Genomic DNA, 20,208 nt, shown 5'->3' on the forward strand with positions numbered 1-20,208 from the left:
CGAACCTTTTTTTATTGTTTTTAATTAATAAAACAAGCTGACGCACATGACCAACCCCATGTTTATGATATCGGCGACAAAATCAAAAGAGGTGGAAAGATGAGCATAAAAAAAAGCACTGACATAGGAGTATTAAAAGATGTTAAAGATTATTGGAACAAAAGATCTGACAGTTATTCCAAGCAGAATATCGCAGAACTACATTCTTTCAAACGAGATGTCTGGAAAAAAATCATATTAGAAAACGCACCTCGTAAGGATAAGCTGAAAATTCTGGATGTAGGCACAGGGCCGGGCTTCTTTGCCATAAATTTGGCTTTGGAGGGTCACGATGTTACGGCGGTTGATTGTACAGAGGGTATGCTGGAAAAAGCAAAAGAGAACGCCAAGGTTTATGGAGCTGACGTCAGGTTTGATAAGGCAAATGCCCACCAGCTGCCTTTTGTGGATGAAGAGTTCGATCTTGTCGTATCGAGAAATGTAGTTTGGAATCTGGAAAGCCCTCGAGCCGCCCTAAAGGAGTGGAGCAGAGTTCTAGCAAATGACGGGAGGATACTTTATTACGACGCCAACTGGTATTTGTATCTTTTTGATGAAAAGCTTAAAGAAGAATACAGAAAGTGTCAGCAGGAAGCCGACAGACTGTATCCTGATGATTGTCCAAGCAGGACCATTGGCGTCAACATGGAAAAAATTGCCTATAATCTTCCTTTATCAAAAGTTCAAAGACCGGATTGGGATATGGGCGCCTTGGAAAGTTGCGGAATGAGCGTACTTAAGGTAGATGAAAATATCGGTGATAAGGTGTGGGAAGAAAAAGAAAAAATCAGATACAAATCAACTCCCATGTTTATGCTTTGTGCACAAAAGCATCAAGAAAATTAAGAAATGCCCTTGCAAAAGCTGTACTCGTATGCTATAATTTTTGCATACATAGTTCAGTAGGCAATGGAGCCTGTAATTACAATAACATATTCTTTTTGAACAACGGCGTTCTCAAAGCTATTTGAGTACGCTTTTTTTTATTTAATTAGAGACTTAATTATTGATACTTAAATCAGGATCAATAAAATTATATAGCACAAGATAAGAGCAATGCTCGCAATAAGTTAAGGAGGAAAAGATAATATGGAAAGAACATCACAGATTTTTGGCACAAATGTTTTTAGTGAAGCGGTAATGAAGGAGAGGCTGCCTAAAGACACTTTCAAAAAGCTTAAAAAGACACTTGACTTAGGAGAAGAATTGACGCCGGAGGTAGCAGAAGTCGTAGCTAGCGCAATGAAAGACTGGGCAGTTGAGAAAGAAGCTACCCATTACACACATTGGTTCCAGCCTATGACAGGAAGAACGGCAGAAAAGCACGATTCGTTCATCGAGCCTACCGGGGACGGAAGAGTAATAATGGAGTTTTCGGGCAAGCAATTGATTCAAGGGGAACCGGATGCATCTTCATTTCCAAATGGCGGACTTAGAGCGACGTTCGAAGCCAGAGGATATACTGCATGGGATGCTACATCACCTGCATTTGTAAAAGACGGAACACTTTATATTCCTACAGCTTTTTGTTCTTACTCAGGAGAGGCGCTTGATAAAAAGACGCCCCTACTTAGATCTATGGAAGCAGTATCTAAGCAAGCTGTAAGAATTTTAAGGCTCTTCGGAGACAATGATACTAAAAAAGTTACTTCTACTGTTGGACCTGAGCAGGAATACTTCCTGCTTGATAAAAGACTTTATCAGGAAAGAAAGGATCTTATCTTTTCAGGAAGAACATTATTTGGAGCGCTTCCACCTAAAGGACAAGAGCTGGATGACCATTATTTCGGTTCTATCAAAGAGAGGATATCTTCATTCATGAAAGAGTTTGATGAAGAGCTTTGGAAGCTTGGAATATCTTCTAAAACTAAACATAACGAGGTAGCTCCTGCTCAACACGAGATGGCACCTATATTTACTACCACAAACATCGCTACAGATCACAACCAGCTTGTCATGGATACGTTGATAAAAGTGGCAAACAGACATGACTTGGCATGTTTGCTTCATGAGAAGCCATTTGCGGGCATCAACGGTTCAGGCAAGCACAACAACTGGTCCTTGGGAACTGACAAGATGAACCTTTTAGAACCGGGAGTTACGCCCCATGAGAATGCTCAATTCCTAACATTCCTTGTGGCTACCATAGCTGCTGTAGGAAAGTACGCCCCTCTTTTAAGGCTTTCTGCAGCATCTCCAGGAAATGACCACAGGCTTGGTGCAAATGAGGCGCCCCCTGCAATCATCTCTATTTTCCTTGGAGAGCAATTGACAGATATCATAAACCAAATAAAAGACGGAGCTCTTACATCTTGTACAGATCAGACTAACATGGATCTTGGCGTAAAGACGCTTCCAAAGTTCCCTAAAGACGTAACTGACCGTAACAGAACTTCACCCTTTGCTTTTACAGGCAATAAGTTTGAGTTCAGGATGGTAGGATCCACAATGTCGGTTTCCGGACCAAACATCGTTTTGAACACCATAGTTGCGGATGTATTAAGAGACATTGCAGATGAGCTTGAAAAGACTGAAGATTTCAAGGGAACTCTAAGTGAGATCATCGAAAGACTAGTGAAAGAAAACTTCAACGTGATTTTCGACGGTGACGGTTACGACCCAAGCTGGATAGATGAGGCCGAAAAGAGAGGTCTTCCTAACATCAAGACATCTGTAGAGGCCATTGAAACATTCAGCAAGCCGGAATATATAAAGCTGTTTGAGAGACACGGAGTATTTGCAGAAGGTGAAGTCCTTGCAAGGCAAGAGATCATGTTTGAGGAATATGCAAAGACTATAAACATAGAAGCTTTGACCATGATTCAGATAGCAAAGAGGGAAATCCTTCCTGCAACCTTGGAATACGCATGCAGCGTAGCTGATTCAGTAGCAAGCATCAAATCCGTAGTAGCGGGTGCAGATGTGAGCGCGCAAAGCGAAGTTGTGGAAAAAGTAAACAGCTTGTATGCACAGGCAAGCAAAGCATTGTCCAAGCTTGAATCCACTTTGGAAAAGGTTCATGCTATCGAAGAGATTGGCGAGCAGGCAAAAGCTTATAAATTCGAAGTTTTCGAGGCTATGCAAGCTTTAAGAGAGCCTTGCGATGCCCTTGAAGAAATCGTAGCAGAAGATTTTTGGCCTTTCCCGACTTATGGAGATTTGTTGTTCAGAGTGTAAATCAAGTAAATTGCCGGCATCCCAGGATGCCGGTTTTTATGTTGTTTTTAAAAAAGAAATGGTAAAATATTAATTGGATAAATACTAAATGGGAGGCATGAGCTATGAAGATAGGCATAATAATCGAAACAAAAGACTACGAAAAATCATGGAATGGAATGAGGTTTGCGGTAACTGCAGAAAAAAGCGGTCATGAGGTAAGAGTATTCCTGCTTGGAGAGGGAGTGGAAATTCCATTTATGCACCACGAAACCTTCAATGTGGGATCTTTGGTGAATGAGTTTTATGAGATTGGCGGGGAGCTATTCGCCTGCGGAACATGCATGAATACGAGGATGATGAAGGAAAGCGAGCTCTGCCAGGTATCTACCATGTTCGAATGCCTTCGCATGGTGGAGTGGGCTGACAAGACGGTTACATTCTAGAAGCATATCCTGAACTAGATATAATTATCCTACAATAGCCCACTTATTGATAAGGGGTTTAACAGGGTTCTTTATAATTATCTTTCAATTGATACTTATGAGATGCTCTGTTTTTTTGTGTGCAAAAGTCTGAAAGCAAGATAATCGTTCATTTTGCAAGGGGTAGCAGTTTTTCATTGACTAACGGTCAGTCAGTGGTAAAATTATAGTATAAATAGATAGGGGTGTATGATATGTCCTTTGTTAAACTGATAAATGTTATAAAAAGATATAAGATGGGCGAAGTCACTATTACTGCGGTGGATGGGGTGGATTTTGAAATTGAAAAAGGTGATTTTGCAGTTGTAGTAGGGGCGTCAGGCGCGGGAAAAACGACCGTCTTGAACCTGTTAGGAGGTATGGACAAGCTGGACGAAGGAAGCATCATAGTAGACGGAGCGGATGTATCCATGTACAACGACAAAATGCTTACGGAATACAGACGATTTGACATAGGCTTTGTATTCCAGTTTTACAATCTGATACAAAATCTAACGGCCAAGGAAAATGTGGAGCTGGCATCACAGATATCAAAAAATCCACTGGATGTGGAAATGGTATTGAACATGGTCGGATTAAAGGATAGAATGGATAATTTTCCTTCTCAGCTGTCCGGGGGAGAGCAACAAAGGGTAGCCATAGCCAGAGCGCTAGCCAAGAACCCAAAGATGCTTCTTTGCGACGAGCCTACCGGAGCGCTGGATTATCAAACGGGCAAATCAATTTTAAAGCTTCTTCAAGAAACTTGTAGGACACAGGGCATGACGGTAGTGGTGATCACCCACAATGCCGCTATACAGCATATGGCGGACAAGATTATCAAGATGAAAAATGGCAAAGTATCTAAGTTTATAGTCAACGAAAACCCTGTTCCCGTGGAAGGAATTGAATGGTGATGAAGAAGAGATCTTTTTATAAAAATCTCGCAAGGTCAATATCAGGCAGTAAGGGACGATTCTTTTCTATCATGGCGATAATATTTCTAGGAGTCAGCTTCTTTGCAGGAATAAATGCAACAGAACCGGATATGATAATCTCTGCCGATAAATACTACCGGGAGCAGAAGCTATCGGATTTTAGGATAATATCTCCTCTGGGGTTCAAAGAAGTAGACTTGGAAGATATACAAAGCCTGAGAGGAGTATCCCAGGTTCAAAAAGGGTATTACAAGGACCTTTTCTTAACGACCCTAAATGGAGACAGCAATATCGTAAAGCTGTTAAGCTACGATCCCGGGGATTTCAAAGATGGCAAAGGCATGAATATACCCTATCTATTAGAAGGAAAGCTGCCGGAAAAATCAGGTGAAATAGCCTTGGAGAGAAGCTTTAATGTGCCTAGAGGAATAGAAATAGGAGACTCCCTTATGGCTTCTGCCCCTGCAGGAGTAAAAATAGAGGACGACCTTAATAACCAGGAACTCATTATAGTTGGCTTTGTAAGCTCGCCCCTTTACATCAACTATGAAAGAGGGCAGACTAATATAGGAAATGGTTCAATTGATTATTTTGGCTATGTATACCATGAAGATTTCAACCTCGAATATTTCAACGAAGTCTATGTATCTCTTGAGGGCAGTCATGAATACGAGGCTTACTCTGAAGGATACTACAGCATTGTCAAAAACCCTGAAACGCTGCTGGAAGCATTGGGAGTGGCTGCTATGGAGAGGGAAACCGGTGAATTCAGAAAAGAGCTTGAAGAAAATAGAGATATTTTCCTTGAAAGCAAGCAAAGAGCCCAGGATGAAATCGACAAGGCTCAGGCTGAACTTGAAAATGCAGAGAAAGAAATTATCGATGGAGCAAACCGGCTAAGTGATTTAGAAAGCAGGTACCGACGGGAGATAGAAATGGGACGGTCGGATTTGGATAATGCAAGATCTGCTATTGAGCTAGCCAAGACATCCTATTTCGGAGGATATCTTGCTTGGCTCGAGGGTTACAATGAATACCAAGACGGGAGGATGGACCTGATAGAGGCAAAATCCCAACTGGACGATGCTAAGATCAGGATTGAAAACGGTGAAGCAGACCTTGAAAATGCAAAAATACAGCTTGAGGCAACCAATGCCACAATAACTGCATTGAAAGAGGTCCAGTCAGGGCTTCCTGACGAAGATGAGGTCCCAACCCAGGATGAATACGACGCCTTGATAGAAGATATACGCCAGGCAAGTCCCCAGCTTGCCCAGGCGCTTTCTGCATACAGCCCCCAGTACTTTGTCCAGTTCAGGCTGTCTTTGGGTTCTGCAATAGCCACATTGGAAGATAACTACGCTCAGGGACAAAAACAGGTAGAAGAAGGTGAAAAGCTTCTCGAAGAGAGCAAATCACAATATGAAAACGGACTTAAGGAATACGAGGCAGGAGTCGTATCGCTTCAAAAAGCCAAGGCAGAGCTTGATGAGTCGAAGCGTCAGATCGATTTTGCAAGAACCGAGATAGAAAAAGGTGAAATTGATATAAGACGTGGCACAGAGGAACTGGAAAAAGCTCAGGCAGAGCTAGACAAGGCTTTAAATGAGGGCTATGCAGAGCTTGAAAAAGCTAGGGAAGACGTAAAAGAGGGCTGGAGAATTTTCGAAGAGGAAAAGAAGGACGCCCTGGCACAAATAGCTGAAGCAGAAGCTGAAATCAAGGATGCAGAAAGACAGATTTTAGAGCTTCCCAAGGAATGGTTCGTCAATACCAGGGATGCAAACCCCGGATATTCAAGCTATGGAGATGATGCCAATAGGATAGGCGCTGTTGCCAAAGTATTCCCATTATTCTTCTTTTTAGTTGCAGCCTTGGTGTGCTTGACTACTATGACGAGGATGGTTGAAGAAGAAAGAATTCAAATAGGAACTTTAAAGGCATTGGGATACAGCACGCCACTAATCGCCCTTAAGTACTTGGCGTACGGTCTGCTGGCAAGTCTTGCCGGAAGCATAGCAGGATTTTTATTAGGGTTCCAGCTGTTTCCGAGGCTTATAATGACGGTTTACGGAGGAATGTATGAAATACCTCATATGCTGAGCCCGGTGCATCCTAACTACGCCCTAATATCAACAGGAATCGCGGTATTTACCACTGTATCCGCTTCCATGTGGGCAAGCCTTGCAGCACTTAGGACTACCCCTAGTCAGTTAATGCAGCCTAAAGCTCCAAAACCGGGAAAAAGAATTTTGCTTGAGAGAATAGGATTTTTGTGGAAGCACATGAATTTTACACAGAAAGTGACTGCGAGGAATATTTTCAGGTATAAGAGAAGGTTTTTCATGACAGTCATCGGAATATCCGGGTGCAGCGCTCTCTTGCTGGCAGGATACGGTATAAAGGATTCTGTAAATGCCATTTCTGAAGTCCAGTTCGACCAGGTGTTTTTATACGATGGAATCGTAGCTATGGATACGGAAAATGAAGATAGGTCAGATTTGGAGGAAATACTCGGAACAAATCCCGGTGTGAGGGAATATACTTCAGCCATGGTGGAAAGCGTATCGGTTTATAAAGAAAGAGGGGGCAGGCAGTTTGAGGTCTCTATGTGGGTTCCAAAAGAAAAAAATCAGTTCCCCAGCTTCTTTGATCTTCATGAGAGGATATCCCAAGAGCCATTGAATCTCGGCGAAGACGGGGCGGTGATAACGGAGAAGATTGCCAGGCTCTTTGACGTTTCTGTGGGTGACGAACTTGAGTTTAGGGATACAGAAAACAGGGTCTATAGTTTTGAAATTTCAGGTATAGCCGAAAATTATCTAGGGCACAACATCTTCATGTCTGAAGAGTACTTCGACAAGATAACATTGAGAAGCCCGGAATTCAATGCCGGTATATTTAACCTTTACGAAGACAGGGCTTTTGACGAATCCGGATTCAGGGAAGACATCTTGAGCTATGAGGGAGCTGTCGGCATATCCCTTTCATCTACTTTTAGAGAGGATTTCAATAATACGATGTCCAGTCTTGATTACGTCGTTTTAATCTTGATTCTCTCGGCGGGCGCCCTTGCCTTTGTTGTCTTGTACAATCTAACAAATATTAACATAACAGAACGCTTGCGGGAAATTGCCACCATAAAAGTATTGGGATTTAGAAGCAGGGAAGTAGCGGCGTATGTATACAGGGAAAACCTTATACTTTCATTTACCGGAACTGTTTTAGGGCTGTTTTTGGGATTTGTGTTGCATCAGTTCGTGATGGACACAATGGAGGTGGACAACATGATGTTTGGCAGGATCATTTCGGTCTGGAGTTACATGTATGCGGTTGCTTTGACTATGATGTTTTCCGTGCTGGTAAATGTTTTGATGTTTTTTAAATTGAAAAAAGTAGACATGGTGGAATCGTTGAAATCCATAGAGTAGGAGAGAAATATGAGAATAAGCAAGGATCCTGAAGTAAGAAAACAAGAAATACTGGATGCAGCCTCAAGGCTCTTTGAAAAACAGGGCATAGAAAAAACGTCGATGGCGGATGTCGCAAAAGAAGCCGATATTACCAAGGGTCTCGTCTACTATTATTTTAAATCAAAAGAAGAGCTCGTGGATGAGGCTCTTAAGCATTTTATTCTGGAAAGCGAATTGGTTTTGAAAAATATAGTACAGAATAGAAATTTAGATTTTTTCGGCAAGCTATCAGAGATACTGAAGCTCTATTTTTTGACGATTAGCAAAAATTTAGGGATTAACACGCTTGCCAAATCAAATCCAGGGGTATATGAATTAGTAAAAAGGAGCCTGTGCAAATCTGCATTAGACCATACTGGAGTACTGGTCGAGGAGGGGGTTAAATCCGGATTCATAAACATTTCACATCCGGAATATATACTAAAGATTCTGATCGGAGGCATCGCAGACCTGTATTCCGAAGGAGTAAGAGATCCAGATGTTTTTGCCGATATCATCGAACAGACTTTGCATCTTCCGAAAGATTCATTGAGGATTTGGTAAAATAGGGAGGAGTTATAAATGAAAAAAGTTATTATGTATACGACACAGACTTGTCCGTATTGCAGGTCTGCCAAGGATTTCTTGAAAGAAAACAAGATAAGCTATACAGAAAAAAACGCTTCTGCAGATCCACAAGCCCAAAAGGAGATGGCAAGCCTTAATCTTAGGGGAGTGCCGTCATTTCTGATCGGAGAGGAAGTAGTAGTGGGACTTGACAAAGAAAAGATTTTAAACCTGGTGGATCATAGGTTGGTTGAGTGTCCGGGATGCAAAGCAAAGCTGAGGCTGCCAAATAAAAAAGGAAAGGTCAAGGCGACTTGTCCCAAATGTGGGACGGATTTTAACTGGGAGCCGTAAACCGGGGAAGCTCAGGCATAAAGATATTGTTGCAAATTGGCATGCTGTATAGGTATAATAATCTCCTGAATATGAAAACGAGGTGTATGATTTGACAGAGGATAGATTTAGGATGCCCGGGGAATGGGAAAAGCACAGCAGGACGATATTGGAATGGCCGGTGAGAGAATCCATGATATGGCCTGACAATTATGAAGCTGTGAAAAGGGCATACGCCCAAGTTATAGAAGCTATAATTGATTTCGAAAAGGTAAGCTTGGTAGTCAATAAAAGCGACATAGATAGTGCAAAGGCTTGCCTGGGGGACAGGGTTGATTATCTGCTTATCGAACATGATGACGCCTGGGCCAGGGATAACATACCTACCTTTGGTTATGATTTAGATGGCAATTTGGTGGCGCTAAACTGGAAATTCAACGCTTGGGGGGAAAAATACAAGCCCTATGATCTAGATGACCTGGTAGGAGAAAAGATTCTAAGGGTCATGAATATCAAGGAAATAAAACCTCCCTTGGTGCTTGAGGGTGGAAGCATACACTCTGATGGCGAAGGCACTATTTTGACGACGAAGCAGTGCTTGCTTAATAAAAATAGAAACCCTCACATGTCTAGGGAGGAGATAGAAAAAATCTTAAGTGAATACCTGGGAGCAAAAAAAATAATATGGCTTGATGAAGGTCTAGATGGTGACGAAACCGACGGACACATAGATAATATAGCCTGCTTTGCAAAACCGGGCGTAGTGCTCATACAGACGTGCGACGACCCTGAAGACCCAAACTATCAAATAACCAAAGATTCCCTGGATGTATTAAATGAATCCGTTGATGCGAAGGGCAGAAAGCTACAAGTGATCGAAATCCCCCAACCACCTATGAGAGCATACAAAGGGAAAAGGCTGACTCTAAGCTATCTGAACTTCTATTTTGTAAACGGCGGAATAATACTTCCTGTTTTTGGTGACGATGCACGCCAGAGCGATGCTAAGGCTGCTTTAATATTAAGAGAAGTATTTCCTGATAGAAAGATAGTGCCGGTTGGCGGCTTGGAGCTTGTCAAAGAAGGAGGCAATGTGCACTGCATCACACAACAGGTGCCGGCTGACTGGAAAGGAGAATCAAAAGAGATATGAGAATCGTAAACATAGCAGCTACACAGATGAGCTGCAGCGACAATATAGATGAAAATATTAAAAAAGCGGAAAGCCTTGTTCGAAAAGCTGCTTCCAAGGGAGCAAATATTGTGCTGATACAGGAGCTTTTTGAAAGCCTGTATTTTTGTCAGAAAGAAAAGCCCGAGTTTTACAACCTGGCAAGACCGGTTGAAGAAAACAGGGCTGTAAATCACTTTAAAAAAATTGCCATGGAGCTAGGCGTCGTACTTCCTATAAGCTTTTATGAAAGAAAGAACAACGCGCTTTATAATTCGGTAGCTATCGTAGATGCAGACGGAGAAATGCTTGGAGTGTATAGAAAGAGCCACATACCCGACGGTCCGGGATATGAAGAAAAATACTACTTTAACCCGGGAGATACGGGATTTAAGGTGTGGAATACGAAGTTTGGCAAAATAGGCGTAGGGATATGCTGGGATCAATGGTTTCCGGAAGCAGCAAGATGCATGGCTCTCATGGGTGCGGAGATTTTGTTTTATCCTACTGCAATAGGATCTGAGCCGGAAAGCCCAGAAGTGGATTCGAAAGATCACTGGCAAAGGTGCATGACAGGTCATGGTGCCTGTAATTTGATGCCTGTCGTCGCTTCGAACAGAACGGGCTTGGAAACCATCGATGATTCTACTATTAACTTCTACGGTTCGTCTTTTATTTCCGGACCTACAGGAGAGATTATCAGGGAAGCCGGCAGAAATGAGGAAGAAGTACTAGTGGCCCAGTTCGACCTGGATGCTTTGATAGAACAAAGAATTGAGTGGGGAATATTTAGAGACAGAAGACCGGATTTGTACCGGCCCATACTGACATATGATGGTGTGGTGAAATAAGGTCATTTCTTTTTCTTTTTTTTCTTCTTGTCTTTTTTCTTATCGATATTTATCAAAGGGCAGTCTTTGCAGTATTTGCCCTTTTTTTTAAATTTGCCGCAGCATTTTTCTCTAGACATGTTTACCTCCAACATTGGTATTGACTTTATTTATTTATTTATTCCCTGAATTGAAAAAAGAAAACAGGAGGTGGAATATGTTCATTGCAGGATGTGAAGTAGAATTCTTGATTTATGAGTCAGGGTCTCTAAAAGAAAAAAGAAGCGTCGTTAAAAGTCTTATAAATAAAATAAAAAGCAGATTTGCCATATCTGTAATTGAAAGCGGAGACAACGATCTATGGAAGAAAGGAAAGATAGGGTTTTCGTTCTGCTCCTTGAGTCAGGTGGGAATAGATCAGAAGCTAGATAAGATTCTGGAGTTAATCGAGCAAGAGAACAGGATTGAAGTAGTGGAGATAAAAAACGAAATAATGAAAATATGAGATAAGCAGGTGACTGAAATGAATAAAGTGCATTTAGGAAATACAGGAATATATGTTAATAAAAATGGTTTTGGAGCTCTCCCAATACAAAGAATCACAAGGGAAGAAGCAAAATCCCTGCTTCTTAAAGCCTATGACAACGGCGTTGATTTTTTTGATACTGCTAGGATGTACTCGGACAGTGAAGAAAAAATCGGCTATGCTTTAGAAGGGTTCAGGCAAAATATTTATATAGCAACTAAGACTACCGCAAGGGACACCGAAAGCTTTTGGACTGACCTTAAACAAAGTCTCGAGTCGTTAAAGACAGGGTATGTGGATCTGTATCAGTTTCACAATCCGTCATTTTGTCCAAAACCAGGTGATGGTACCGGACTTTACGAAGCCATGGTCGAAGCAAAAGAAAAGGGATTGATAAGACATATTGGAATTACCAACCACAGATTGCATCTGGCATTTGAAGCTGTAGAAAGTGGCCTCTATGAAGTGTTGCAGTTTCCATTTAGCTACTTGGCAAACGATGAGGAGAAAAAGCTTGTGAATTTATGCAAAAACCGCCAGGTCGGTTTTATAGCAATGAAAGCACTGTCTGGAGGATTGATAACCAATGCTAAAGCCGCTTATGCTTTTGTGAATCAGTTCGACAACGTGCTTCCCATATGGGGAATACAAAAAGAGAGTGAGTTGGACGAGTTTATATCATATCATCACGATGAGCCGGGAATGAAAGATGACATAATGGCTTTGATTGATAAAGACCTTAAAGAGTTAAGCGGCGAATTCTGCAGAGGGTGTGGGTATTGTTTGCCTTGCCCGGTTAACATAGACATACCCACATCTGCAAGAATGGGACTGATGCTCAGGAGAGCTCCATCTTCAAATTTCATGACAGATGAATGGAAAGAAAAAATGAATAGAGTGGAGGATTGTATTGAGTGCGGGCATTGTAAGGATAATTGTCCCTATGACCTAGATACTCCTAAGCTACTTAGAGAGAATTTACAAGTTTATAAAACTTATCTTTAATAAGCTCATCCACAGGCGTTGCAGCTCGAACAGTCGCCGCAAAGACCTGCAGGTGGGATATAGGATTTTATTTTAAAATCAAAATCAGGAATAAAATATTCTATATCATCAATAGAAACTGACTGGGCTTCTTTCCCAAAGCTAAGCTTTAAGGGAGAGAGCTCTTTTTTTTGGGGATCCGAAAAGCTTCTTATAAGCTTTGGAGACGCTATATTTACAAGCTTTCCTTCTTTGTATACTTCAATGAGGTTCATATCAGTGGTAATTGATTCTAGCTGTCCATCCGGAAAGAATTTTAGTGAATTTAAATCTCCATTTACACCCAAGGGGTTGTTGTCGTAGGCTGCGATTTTACCAACAGGGGTGACTATGGGGTAGGGATAGGCAGGCTCGACAGATTTGATGCTTCCGTCTTCGTAGAAGGAAATTCCACATCTTATGGTCATATTCCCCCAAGGCATCAAAATTTCCTTTATCTCCCCAGGCCATAGGGTGAGGCTTTTCAAAGATCCAATTTCATAAAAGTATAAGCCGATAAGCTTAACGTTAAGAGCGGTTTTGTTGATGTTTATCTTAATAGGACTTATCAGGGCTGATTCATCCTGCTCTGTCCAAAATCCCGTGACAGCCCCGTCCAGAGGGAAAAGCCTTTTGATTTTGCCTGATGGATAAAAGATAGCCTTTTCTGCCGGAACTTCCCCTATATAGGTATGTATGAGCTTTTGACTGTGGAAGCAAATGCTTTTCAAGCTTCCGTCAGCATAAAAGGACACGCTGTCAGATTTGGATCTTCTTCCGTAAAAATCGCATAGAGGAACCAGTGGGCCGATCGGCGTTTGCAGGGTAACCGGTTCTAATAGCCCGCATCTGGATAAAGAGCCGTCCTTATGGTAAACTGGGTGGGAAATATCTTTAAGCAGTCCGTACTTTGTAGCATATTCTTTCATTTGACTAACAGCTCCTTTATTTTAAAAAAAGAGGCGCATTGATTTAAAATCAATGCGCCTTTGCAAGAATATTTCTATTAACGGAATTATATCACAAGTATAGTTGTGGCACAATGTGAATTTATTAAGGTTTTTGACGGCAACGCTGGAAAAATCAACTCAAATATACTAGACTAATAAGAGTAAGAATTCTATTTATAAAATACAGGAGGATAAGCGACATGAATTTAGAATATTTTTATGAGCGGGCCATTACCCACGGAGGACGGATACTTATATCAATCGTAGTGCTCTTGATAGGTCTGGCAGTCATAAACCAGTTTATGAAATTTGTTGACAGAGGTTTTGAAAAAAACAACATGGACTTATCCCTAAGGCCTTTTTTGCTGTCTCTTATAAAAATTACGCTGAAGATAGTGCTGGTCATATCTGTTGCATCCATGATGGGTGCTCAAGTAACATCCTTTATAGCAATTCTCGGTTCTGCCGGGCTCGCCATAGGACTTGCTCTTCAGGGAAGCCTGTCAAATTTCGCCGGCGGAGTTTTGATATTATTACTTAAACCATTTACAGTGGGGGACTATATCGAGGCTGCAGGCTATTCCGGTGCGGTAACCGAAATACAGATGTTTTACACCATATTGACCACTCCGGACAATAAAAAAATAATTGTGCCCAATTCGAATATGTCAAATAGCGGAACAGTCAATTACTCTGCAAATCCTACAAGGCGAGTGGATTTTGTTTTTGGCGTGGGGTACGAATCAGACATAGCAAAGGTCAAAGAGATACTAATGAAAATAGCTATGGAGGATACGCTGGTTTTGCATGAGCCTGAGCCTCAGGTAGTTCTTGGAAAGCACGATGCAAGCTCCATAAATTTTTATTACAGGGTATGGTGCAATGCTGAGGATTACTGGACTATATATTTTGACACTATGGAAAAAGTCAAGATAGCCTTTGATGATAACGGCATCAGCATACCTTTCCCGCAAATGGATGTACATATGGTAAAGTAGATGTTAGGCCTTGGAGGATTCTTCAAGGCTTTGCTTTTTACATGCTTCAATTGTGCAAATGATACAATTATTTACCGGGTTTTGATATCCACCTTACATTCTTTATGTACATTCGTTGATATAAAATGATTCATATAGACCTAAATTTGAAAGGTTTGAGATTATGATAGACAATATGATATTTAGTATAGGAATAGCGGCACCGATTTTTTTGGTCATGGTCGCAGGATATGGGCTGAGAAAAAGAGGATGGATTGACGGACAGTTCGTAAAGCAAGCAAACAGGCTAATATTCTATATAGCACTTCCGATTAAGCTTTTTAATGACGTAAGAGTAGTCGATTTAAGTGAGATACTCGATTTTAGATTTTACCTTTTTATTATGTTGGGTGTAGTGCTAAGCGTAGTCTTTGCGTGGATAGTATCTTTTTTTGTAATCAAAATCCAAGGTCAAAGGGGCGCCTTTATCCAAGGATCGTTTAGAGGCAATTTTCTCTATGTTGGGTTTTCCTTGATAGAAAACATCATGGGCTCCCTGGGGGCGAAGGCTCCAATGATGCTGGCCGTTACCATGCCCCTTTACAATATACTTGCTGTAATTATATTTTCATTTAACAATCCTGACAGAGAAGTAAAGGTAAGTTTGAGATCCAGTTTTTTGGAGCTTGCAAAGAACCCTATGATAATAGGGATCTTCCTAGGCTTTATAGCAGCTTTGATAGACCTGTCGATACCGGTGGCGGCTTTAAGGACTGCAAGTTACCTTGAGTCTCTTGCTACGCCGCTGGCCTTATTGTCAATCGGTGCGTCGGTGGATTTAGGCGTGATTTTTAAAAATCTATCTCCCGCGCTTAAAGCTACAAGCCTAAAGCTTGTGATCATTCCGCTGCTGGCAGTTGTCGCGGCATCGGCATTTGGTTTTGAAAATAGCGATATCATCTTGGTATACATCCTCTTTGGAGTGCCGACAGCCACAGTGTCTTATATTATTGCAGTTGGCATGGACGGTGATGGAGAGCTTGCCTCCAGCATTATAATGGCAACGACCCTCCTATCTGTAATTACCATGACGGGTTTTATTTTTGTTTTTAGGACTCTTGGGATGATATAGCCGTATTGCAACCCATAGCGCAAAAGGATATAATTTTAGTATAAGGATATACTTAATAACGAAGTGTATTTAAAGGTTGGAAGGGAGAATCGATATGGCTTTGCTTGATGCAGCGCTGGCACAACGTTTTATAGACAAAATGGGCAAGTACCTTGAATATAATATAAATGTAATGAACGAAAACGGGATAATAATAGCAAGCAGAGACGAAAACAGGATAGGGGATTTTCACGAAGTCGCTAATGGGATGCTTAACGGCACCTTGAACACAGGGGTGGTTGATGAAGAAAAAAAGTTTATCGGTACCAAACCTGGAGTCAACTTGTTTATAGAGCACAAAGCAAAACCTGTAGGGGTAATCTGCGTAACGGGAAACCCTGAAAGCGTAAAGTCCTTTGCTGGGCTGGTAAAGGTTTCCTTGGAGGCTATGCTGGAATATGAGCTCTATATGGAAAGAAAACGTAGCAGGAGAAACAAATCCGAACAGTTCTTGTATTATCTTCTCTTCGAAGAAAATCCTGACTTGACTGTCCTTAACAGTCTCGCAGACGAAATAGAGCTTGATAAAGAGCTGATGAGAACGGCGATTGTCATTAAGGTGCAAAAAAATTATGACACTCAAAGCATGCTAAAGTCAATCAGTCTTTCAAAGGGATATACCCATACTGACCTGGTCGTGGTGGCATCAAATGACAACATCGTGATTTTAAAGTCTGTAAAGACTAAAGGTATAACCGATATGTCAGATTACAGATACAATATGGAAGAATTTATTGAAGATTTTTTAACTAGAATTCCCGACGGGCTTCATTCTTCTGACTTTAGCTTTTATGTGGGAAGCCTTCAAAACAAGCTTGACATGTACAGAAAATCTTACATACATGCCCAGGAGATATTTTTGCATACAAAATACAAAGAGGGGATCAACTTCTTTGACGACTACATAGTGGACTATTTTAGAAGCATAGTCACAATGAAGGAATTCGACGACATATTCAACGTATACAACCAGGTTTTTACCGAGGATGAGCGACAGATGATAGCAGAAACTGTGCAGGTATTAAGCAACAATAACTACAACGTGGTAAACAGCGCAAAGGAGCTTTTCATGCATAGAAATACCTTGGTGTTCAGACTAAACAAAATAAAAAATACTCTAAATATCGACCCTATAGCAAATGCTGCGGATAGGGAGTTTTTAAACGAGCTGGCTTATTACTTTCGAAACAAGTAGAAAAACAGTATTTTGGAGAGCGGAGCAATGACCGCTCTTTTTTAGTTAGAAGGCTTAAAATGAAAACAATACCATTTGTATATAACGTACAATAATTACGACCTAAATTAATGCACCTGTGACATGTTAAAATCATGTTACATGGAATAGAATAAGATTGTAATCAGGGGCAGGACAAACTTAACAAGGAAGCTCGTCACTTGATTAACAATTGTAATCGTATTTATGAAAAGCGGGTGAAAAGTCTAAGTTACCCAGTATCTACCAAGTTTGTTGACGCAGCACTTAGCTGTGTTGAAAAACGGACAAAAATTAAGTCCGGTATAAAGTTTTTAATAATAGGAGGGAAAAGAATGAGCAAAAAAGGGAAAATGAAAAAAAGATTAGCTGTAGTTGCTGCTTTAATGTTGGTAGCGATGGTTGCGCTTACTGGTTGTGCCGGTAAAAAGAGTATAAGGGTATTGATTGGTTCTACGGCTGTTACAGGCGATACATACCAAACTGCTGACTTTATCACACGTGCAATCGCAGATGATTTAAATGCGGACATGAGGGTGGATCCAGTTGGATCTTCGGAGATGTTTAGAGAACTTGGAAGAGCTGGAACAGACGGAAGCACCATCGCCTTGTTCCATGATTATACTTTCTTGGGCACGTTATATGGTGCTTATGAAGAAAATTGGCTTGAAGAGTTTCAAGTAGGTCCGACGATATCTATTAATGCGGGGACTTGCTTAGCTGTTATGGCGAATAATGAATATGGTATTGAAGACTGGGATTCGCTAGTTGAAGCTGCTAGAGAAAACGTAATAGTATTTGGGATTGAAGAAGGATCGGTATCAAACTATATTTCAGAGCAAACAAAAAGATTTTTAGTAGATAATGAAGGTGTTCCGGAAGAAAATATTCAGTTTAGTGCATTGGGTGGAATGAGTGCTCAACGTGAGGCTCTATGGGCTGGAACAATTGATGTGTTTAACGGTTCTTACTCTGCTGATATCGAGAACACAGCCGAGAGAGGTAACACTGACGAAAGAACAACAATGAATATAATAGCCTTGACAGGTAGGGATAGACTTGATGGAGTTGATATACCAACATTAGGTGAATTAACAAACGGAAGATTGTTCTATGACAAGGAGTTCTTCTTCATCACTCAAAAAGAGACAGATGCTGATTTTATTAAAGAGTTGGAAGATGCAGTTAAAGATGCGCTTGAAAACGATGAAGAACTTAAAGCTCAATTTGCGCAAAATCAGTTTATGGCAAACTTCAAGACTTTGGAAGAATCGGTCCCTTATTTCAATGAAAAAATGGAATCTGCTAGGCAAATTATAGAGTCAGGAAGATAACAATTAATTGATCCAAATGCGAGCAGGGCTATATAGCCCTGCTCGACAAATATAAAATGATGTAATTTTATTGTAGAAGGTGAAAAAATGATATCAATAATAGGTAACACTTCGTCACTTTTTTTGAATTCTAGCATTATCGATATGGCTAACAGACATTTGTTTTTCCCGGAGCTTGTGACCAAGGTCTTGGGAGTATTGTTCATTTTGCTTTTGATAACAAATTCAAAAAAAATATTCAAGACTATAAGAAATATTAAAACAAGAGATAAAGAAATAAACATATTTAAAAACTGGAAGTTGTTTTTTGGAAATCTGGCACTTTTGTTCGGCTACGTTTTTCTGTTGGATTGGTTGGGTTTTATTATCGCGACGGCATTGTATATGTTCCTTACGATACTTCTTTTCTATGGAACTACAAGCAAAAAAATTATACTGATGGCTCTTGCTGTATCTGGAACGACGGTTAGTGCAATATATATAATTTTTGGCACGGTATTTAGAATTACATTGCCATAACTAAATAAGTAGATTTAGTACAAAAAGGAGAAAGTTTAATGATAACGATAGGAATTTTAATTCTACTAGGCGTTGTTGGTGGAATAATATTTGGTGCTATTCCTGGTATGACTGCTACTATGGCTTTGGCGGTTTTTTTACCTCTTACGTATGCATTCGATCTAACTGAGAGTTTGGCATTGTTGATTGGACTCTATGTGGGAGGAATAAGTGGAGGTTTAGTACCGGCTATACTATTGAATATTCCAGGGACGCCGTCGTCTATAACAACAACATTTGATGGATATCCAATGACATTGAAAAATCAAGGAGAAAGAGCTTTGAAAATTGGAATTGCATCTTCACTTGTAGGTGGGCTGATTAGTTGGTTGATATTATGGTTTTTTGCACCAACACTAGCATCTTTTGCTTTGGATTTTACACCCGTTGAAAAGTTTTTACTTATAGTATTTGCATTGACGGTAATTATCTCATTGTCAAAAGGTGGTTTGATTGTTGGTACTTTTAGCGGGGTGCTTGGAATCTTTATTAGTCTTATGGGAAGGCACAGTTCAGCTTTAGGCGGAAACAATCAATTTCGTTTGGTGCCGGAATTTTTGAAAGACACTCTTGATAGTGGATTTACACTATTACCTGTACTGATAGGACTTTTTGCACTTGGTCAGATAATAGAACAGTGTGAGATTGGCATGGACAGTGACTGTAACACTAATGTAATGTCTTTTACAGAAAAACAGGAAAAGAAATTCTCTTTTAGAGATTTGAAAGATCAGAAATTCAATCTTATAAGATCTTCTGTAATAGGAACATTTATAGGAATATTGCCTGGTGTTGGTGGTTCTGCAGCTTCCATACTCTCATATAGTCAGGCAAAAAATATGTCTAAAAAACCAGAAGAACTTGGCAAAGGAGCTGTTGAAGGGGTAGTTGCTTCAGAAGCCTCAAATAACGGATTGACAGGTGGAGCTTTGATTCCGTTATTGTCGTTGGGAATACCTGGAGACAGTACAACAGCAATATTAATTGGTGCTTTCACACTTCAAGGGATAGCGGTTGGACCAACATTTATAAACAATAATCCTGAAACTTGGAACAGCTTGATATGGTCGTTGTTGGTAGCTAATATTTTAATGTTTTTAGTAATGTTCTTTGCAATAAAGTATATAGCTAAAATAATATGTGTTCCTAAACAAATTATATATCCGATTATTGTTGTTATGTGTGCTGTTGGCGCATATGCTATACGCTATGGTGTTATGTTTGATATTTGGACTGTGATGTTCTTTGGTTTTGTAGGTTATATGTTCAGTAAACTTGGGCTTAAATCTGCACCTTTTCTAATAGGGTTCATACTAGGGAAAGAACTTGAACAAAATTTACTTCAGTCAATATTTTACTATGATAGCTGGTCTATATTCTTTACTAAAGGTCCGATAGTATGGGTTCTATGGGCGTTTATAGCGATTTCTTTGATGGTGGCAATAAAAGAGAATATTGATCATTGGAAACAAAGCAAGAAGGCATAAATAAGGCAAACGGATGTGA

At 40.5% G+C, this 20,208-nt stretch carries 18 protein-coding genes; 17 read left to right on the top strand and 1 reads right to left on the bottom strand.

Annotation, left to right across the window (positions count from 1 at the left end):
• Window positions 1-99 precede the first annotated feature (99 nt).
• The 11 genes from BUB93_RS06025 to BUB93_RS06075 all read left to right on the top strand — a co-directional run bounded on the left by BUB93_RS06025 (window position 100) and on the right by BUB93_RS06075 (window position 12,481).
• Window positions 100-885 (top strand): class I SAM-dependent methyltransferase, encoded by a 786-nt coding sequence (locus BUB93_RS06025; RefSeq protein WP_073270190.1) that lies wholly within the window; start codon window positions 100-102, stop codon window positions 883-885.
• Window positions 886-1,128: 243 nt separating this feature from the next.
• Entirely contained in the window at window positions 1,129-3,216 is a 2,088-nt protein-coding gene (locus tag BUB93_RS06030) for a glutamine synthetase III family protein (protein ID WP_073270191.1), read from the top strand.
• 104 nt (window positions 3,217-3,320) lie between these two features.
• Window positions 3,321-3,641 (top strand): DsrE family protein, encoded by a 321-nt coding sequence (locus tag BUB93_RS06035; RefSeq protein ID WP_073270192.1) that lies wholly within the window; start codon window positions 3,321-3,323, stop codon window positions 3,639-3,641.
• A gap of 233 nt (window positions 3,642-3,874) precedes the next feature.
• Entirely contained in the window at window positions 3,875-4,576 is a 702-nt protein-coding gene (locus BUB93_RS06040) for an ABC transporter ATP-binding protein (protein ID WP_073270193.1), read from the top strand.
• Complete coding sequence (locus tag BUB93_RS06045; RefSeq protein ID WP_073270194.1) at window positions 4,570-8,028, top strand: ABC transporter permease; 3,459 nt, start codon at window positions 4,570-4,572, stop codon at window positions 8,026-8,028. Before BUB93_RS06040 ends, BUB93_RS06045 begins: the two co-directional genes overlap by 7 nt.
• A gap of 9 nt (window positions 8,029-8,037) precedes the next feature.
• On the top strand, window positions 8,038-8,613 hold the full coding sequence (locus tag BUB93_RS06050) for a TetR/AcrR family transcriptional regulator (RefSeq protein WP_073270195.1): 576 nt from the start codon (window positions 8,038-8,040) through the stop codon (window positions 8,611-8,613).
• Window positions 8,614-8,631: 18 nt separating this feature from the next.
• Window positions 8,632-8,970 (top strand): glutaredoxin domain-containing protein, encoded by a 339-nt coding sequence (locus tag BUB93_RS06055; RefSeq protein WP_073270196.1) that lies wholly within the window; start codon window positions 8,632-8,634, stop codon window positions 8,968-8,970.
• Window positions 8,971-9,061: 91 nt separating this feature from the next.
• Window positions 9,062-10,102: an agmatine deiminase family protein gene (locus tag BUB93_RS06060; protein WP_423230800.1), complete on the top strand. Its 1,041-nt coding sequence runs from the start codon at window positions 9,062-9,064 to the stop codon at window positions 10,100-10,102.
• Window positions 10,099-10,971 (top strand): N-carbamoylputrescine amidase, encoded by an 873-nt coding sequence (gene aguB, locus BUB93_RS06065; RefSeq protein WP_073270197.1) that lies wholly within the window; start codon window positions 10,099-10,101, stop codon window positions 10,969-10,971. The genes BUB93_RS06060 and aguB overlap by 4 nt, the downstream gene beginning before the upstream one ends.
• A 196-nt stretch (window positions 10,972-11,167) precedes the next feature.
• A complete protein-coding gene (locus BUB93_RS06070; RefSeq protein ID WP_073270198.1) occupies window positions 11,168-11,455 on the top strand; it encodes a DUF503 domain-containing protein in 288 nt (95 codons plus the stop codon).
• A gap of 18 nt (window positions 11,456-11,473) precedes the next feature.
• Window positions 11,474-12,481 (top strand): aldo/keto reductase, encoded by a 1,008-nt coding sequence (locus BUB93_RS06075; RefSeq protein ID WP_073270199.1) that lies wholly within the window; start codon window positions 11,474-11,476, stop codon window positions 12,479-12,481.
• Window positions 12,482-12,486: 5 nt separating this feature from the next.
• On the opposite strand, the gene BUB93_RS06080 is transcribed toward BUB93_RS06075, so the two are convergent.
• Window positions 12,487-13,428, bottom strand: coding sequence for a hypothetical protein (locus BUB93_RS06080; protein ID WP_073270200.1), 942 nt, complete (start codon window positions 13,426-13,428; stop codon window positions 12,487-12,489).
• A 221-nt stretch (window positions 13,429-13,649) separates the two neighbouring features.
• Here BUB93_RS06080 and BUB93_RS06085 point away from each other — a divergent pair, with 221 nt between their 5' ends.
• The 6 genes from BUB93_RS06085 (at window position 13,650) to BUB93_RS06110 (ending at window position 20,189) form a co-directional block, all read left to right on the top strand.
• On the top strand, window positions 13,650-14,447 hold the full coding sequence (locus BUB93_RS06085) for a mechanosensitive ion channel family protein (RefSeq protein WP_073270201.1): 798 nt from the start codon (window positions 13,650-13,652) through the stop codon (window positions 14,445-14,447).
• Between the two features lie 163 nt (window positions 14,448-14,610).
• Window positions 14,611-15,558, top strand: coding sequence for an AEC family transporter (locus BUB93_RS06090; protein WP_073270202.1), 948 nt, complete (start codon window positions 14,611-14,613; stop codon window positions 15,556-15,558).
• 94 nt (window positions 15,559-15,652) lie between these two features.
• Complete coding sequence (locus tag BUB93_RS06095) at window positions 15,653-16,792, top strand: CdaR family transcriptional regulator (protein WP_073270203.1); 1,140 nt, start codon at window positions 15,653-15,655, stop codon at window positions 16,790-16,792.
• Window positions 16,793-17,145: 353 nt separating this feature from the next.
• On the top strand, window positions 17,146-18,144 hold the full coding sequence (locus BUB93_RS06100; RefSeq protein WP_073270204.1) for a tripartite tricarboxylate transporter substrate-binding protein: 999 nt from the start codon (window positions 17,146-17,148) through the stop codon (window positions 18,142-18,144).
• Between the two features lie 87 nt (window positions 18,145-18,231).
• Window positions 18,232-18,663 (top strand): tripartite tricarboxylate transporter TctB family protein, encoded by a 432-nt coding sequence (locus tag BUB93_RS06105; RefSeq protein ID WP_073270205.1) that lies wholly within the window; start codon window positions 18,232-18,234, stop codon window positions 18,661-18,663.
• A 38-nt stretch (window positions 18,664-18,701) separates the two neighbouring features.
• Complete coding sequence (locus tag BUB93_RS06110; protein ID WP_073270206.1) at window positions 18,702-20,189, top strand: tripartite tricarboxylate transporter permease; 1,488 nt, start codon at window positions 18,702-18,704, stop codon at window positions 20,187-20,189.
• Window positions 20,190-20,208: the final 19 nt, after the last annotated feature.

This window comes from Alkalibacter saccharofermentans DSM 14828, from assembly GCF_900128885.1.
Lineage (GTDB): Bacteria > Bacillota > Clostridia > Eubacteriales > Alkalibacteraceae > Alkalibacter > Alkalibacter saccharofermentans.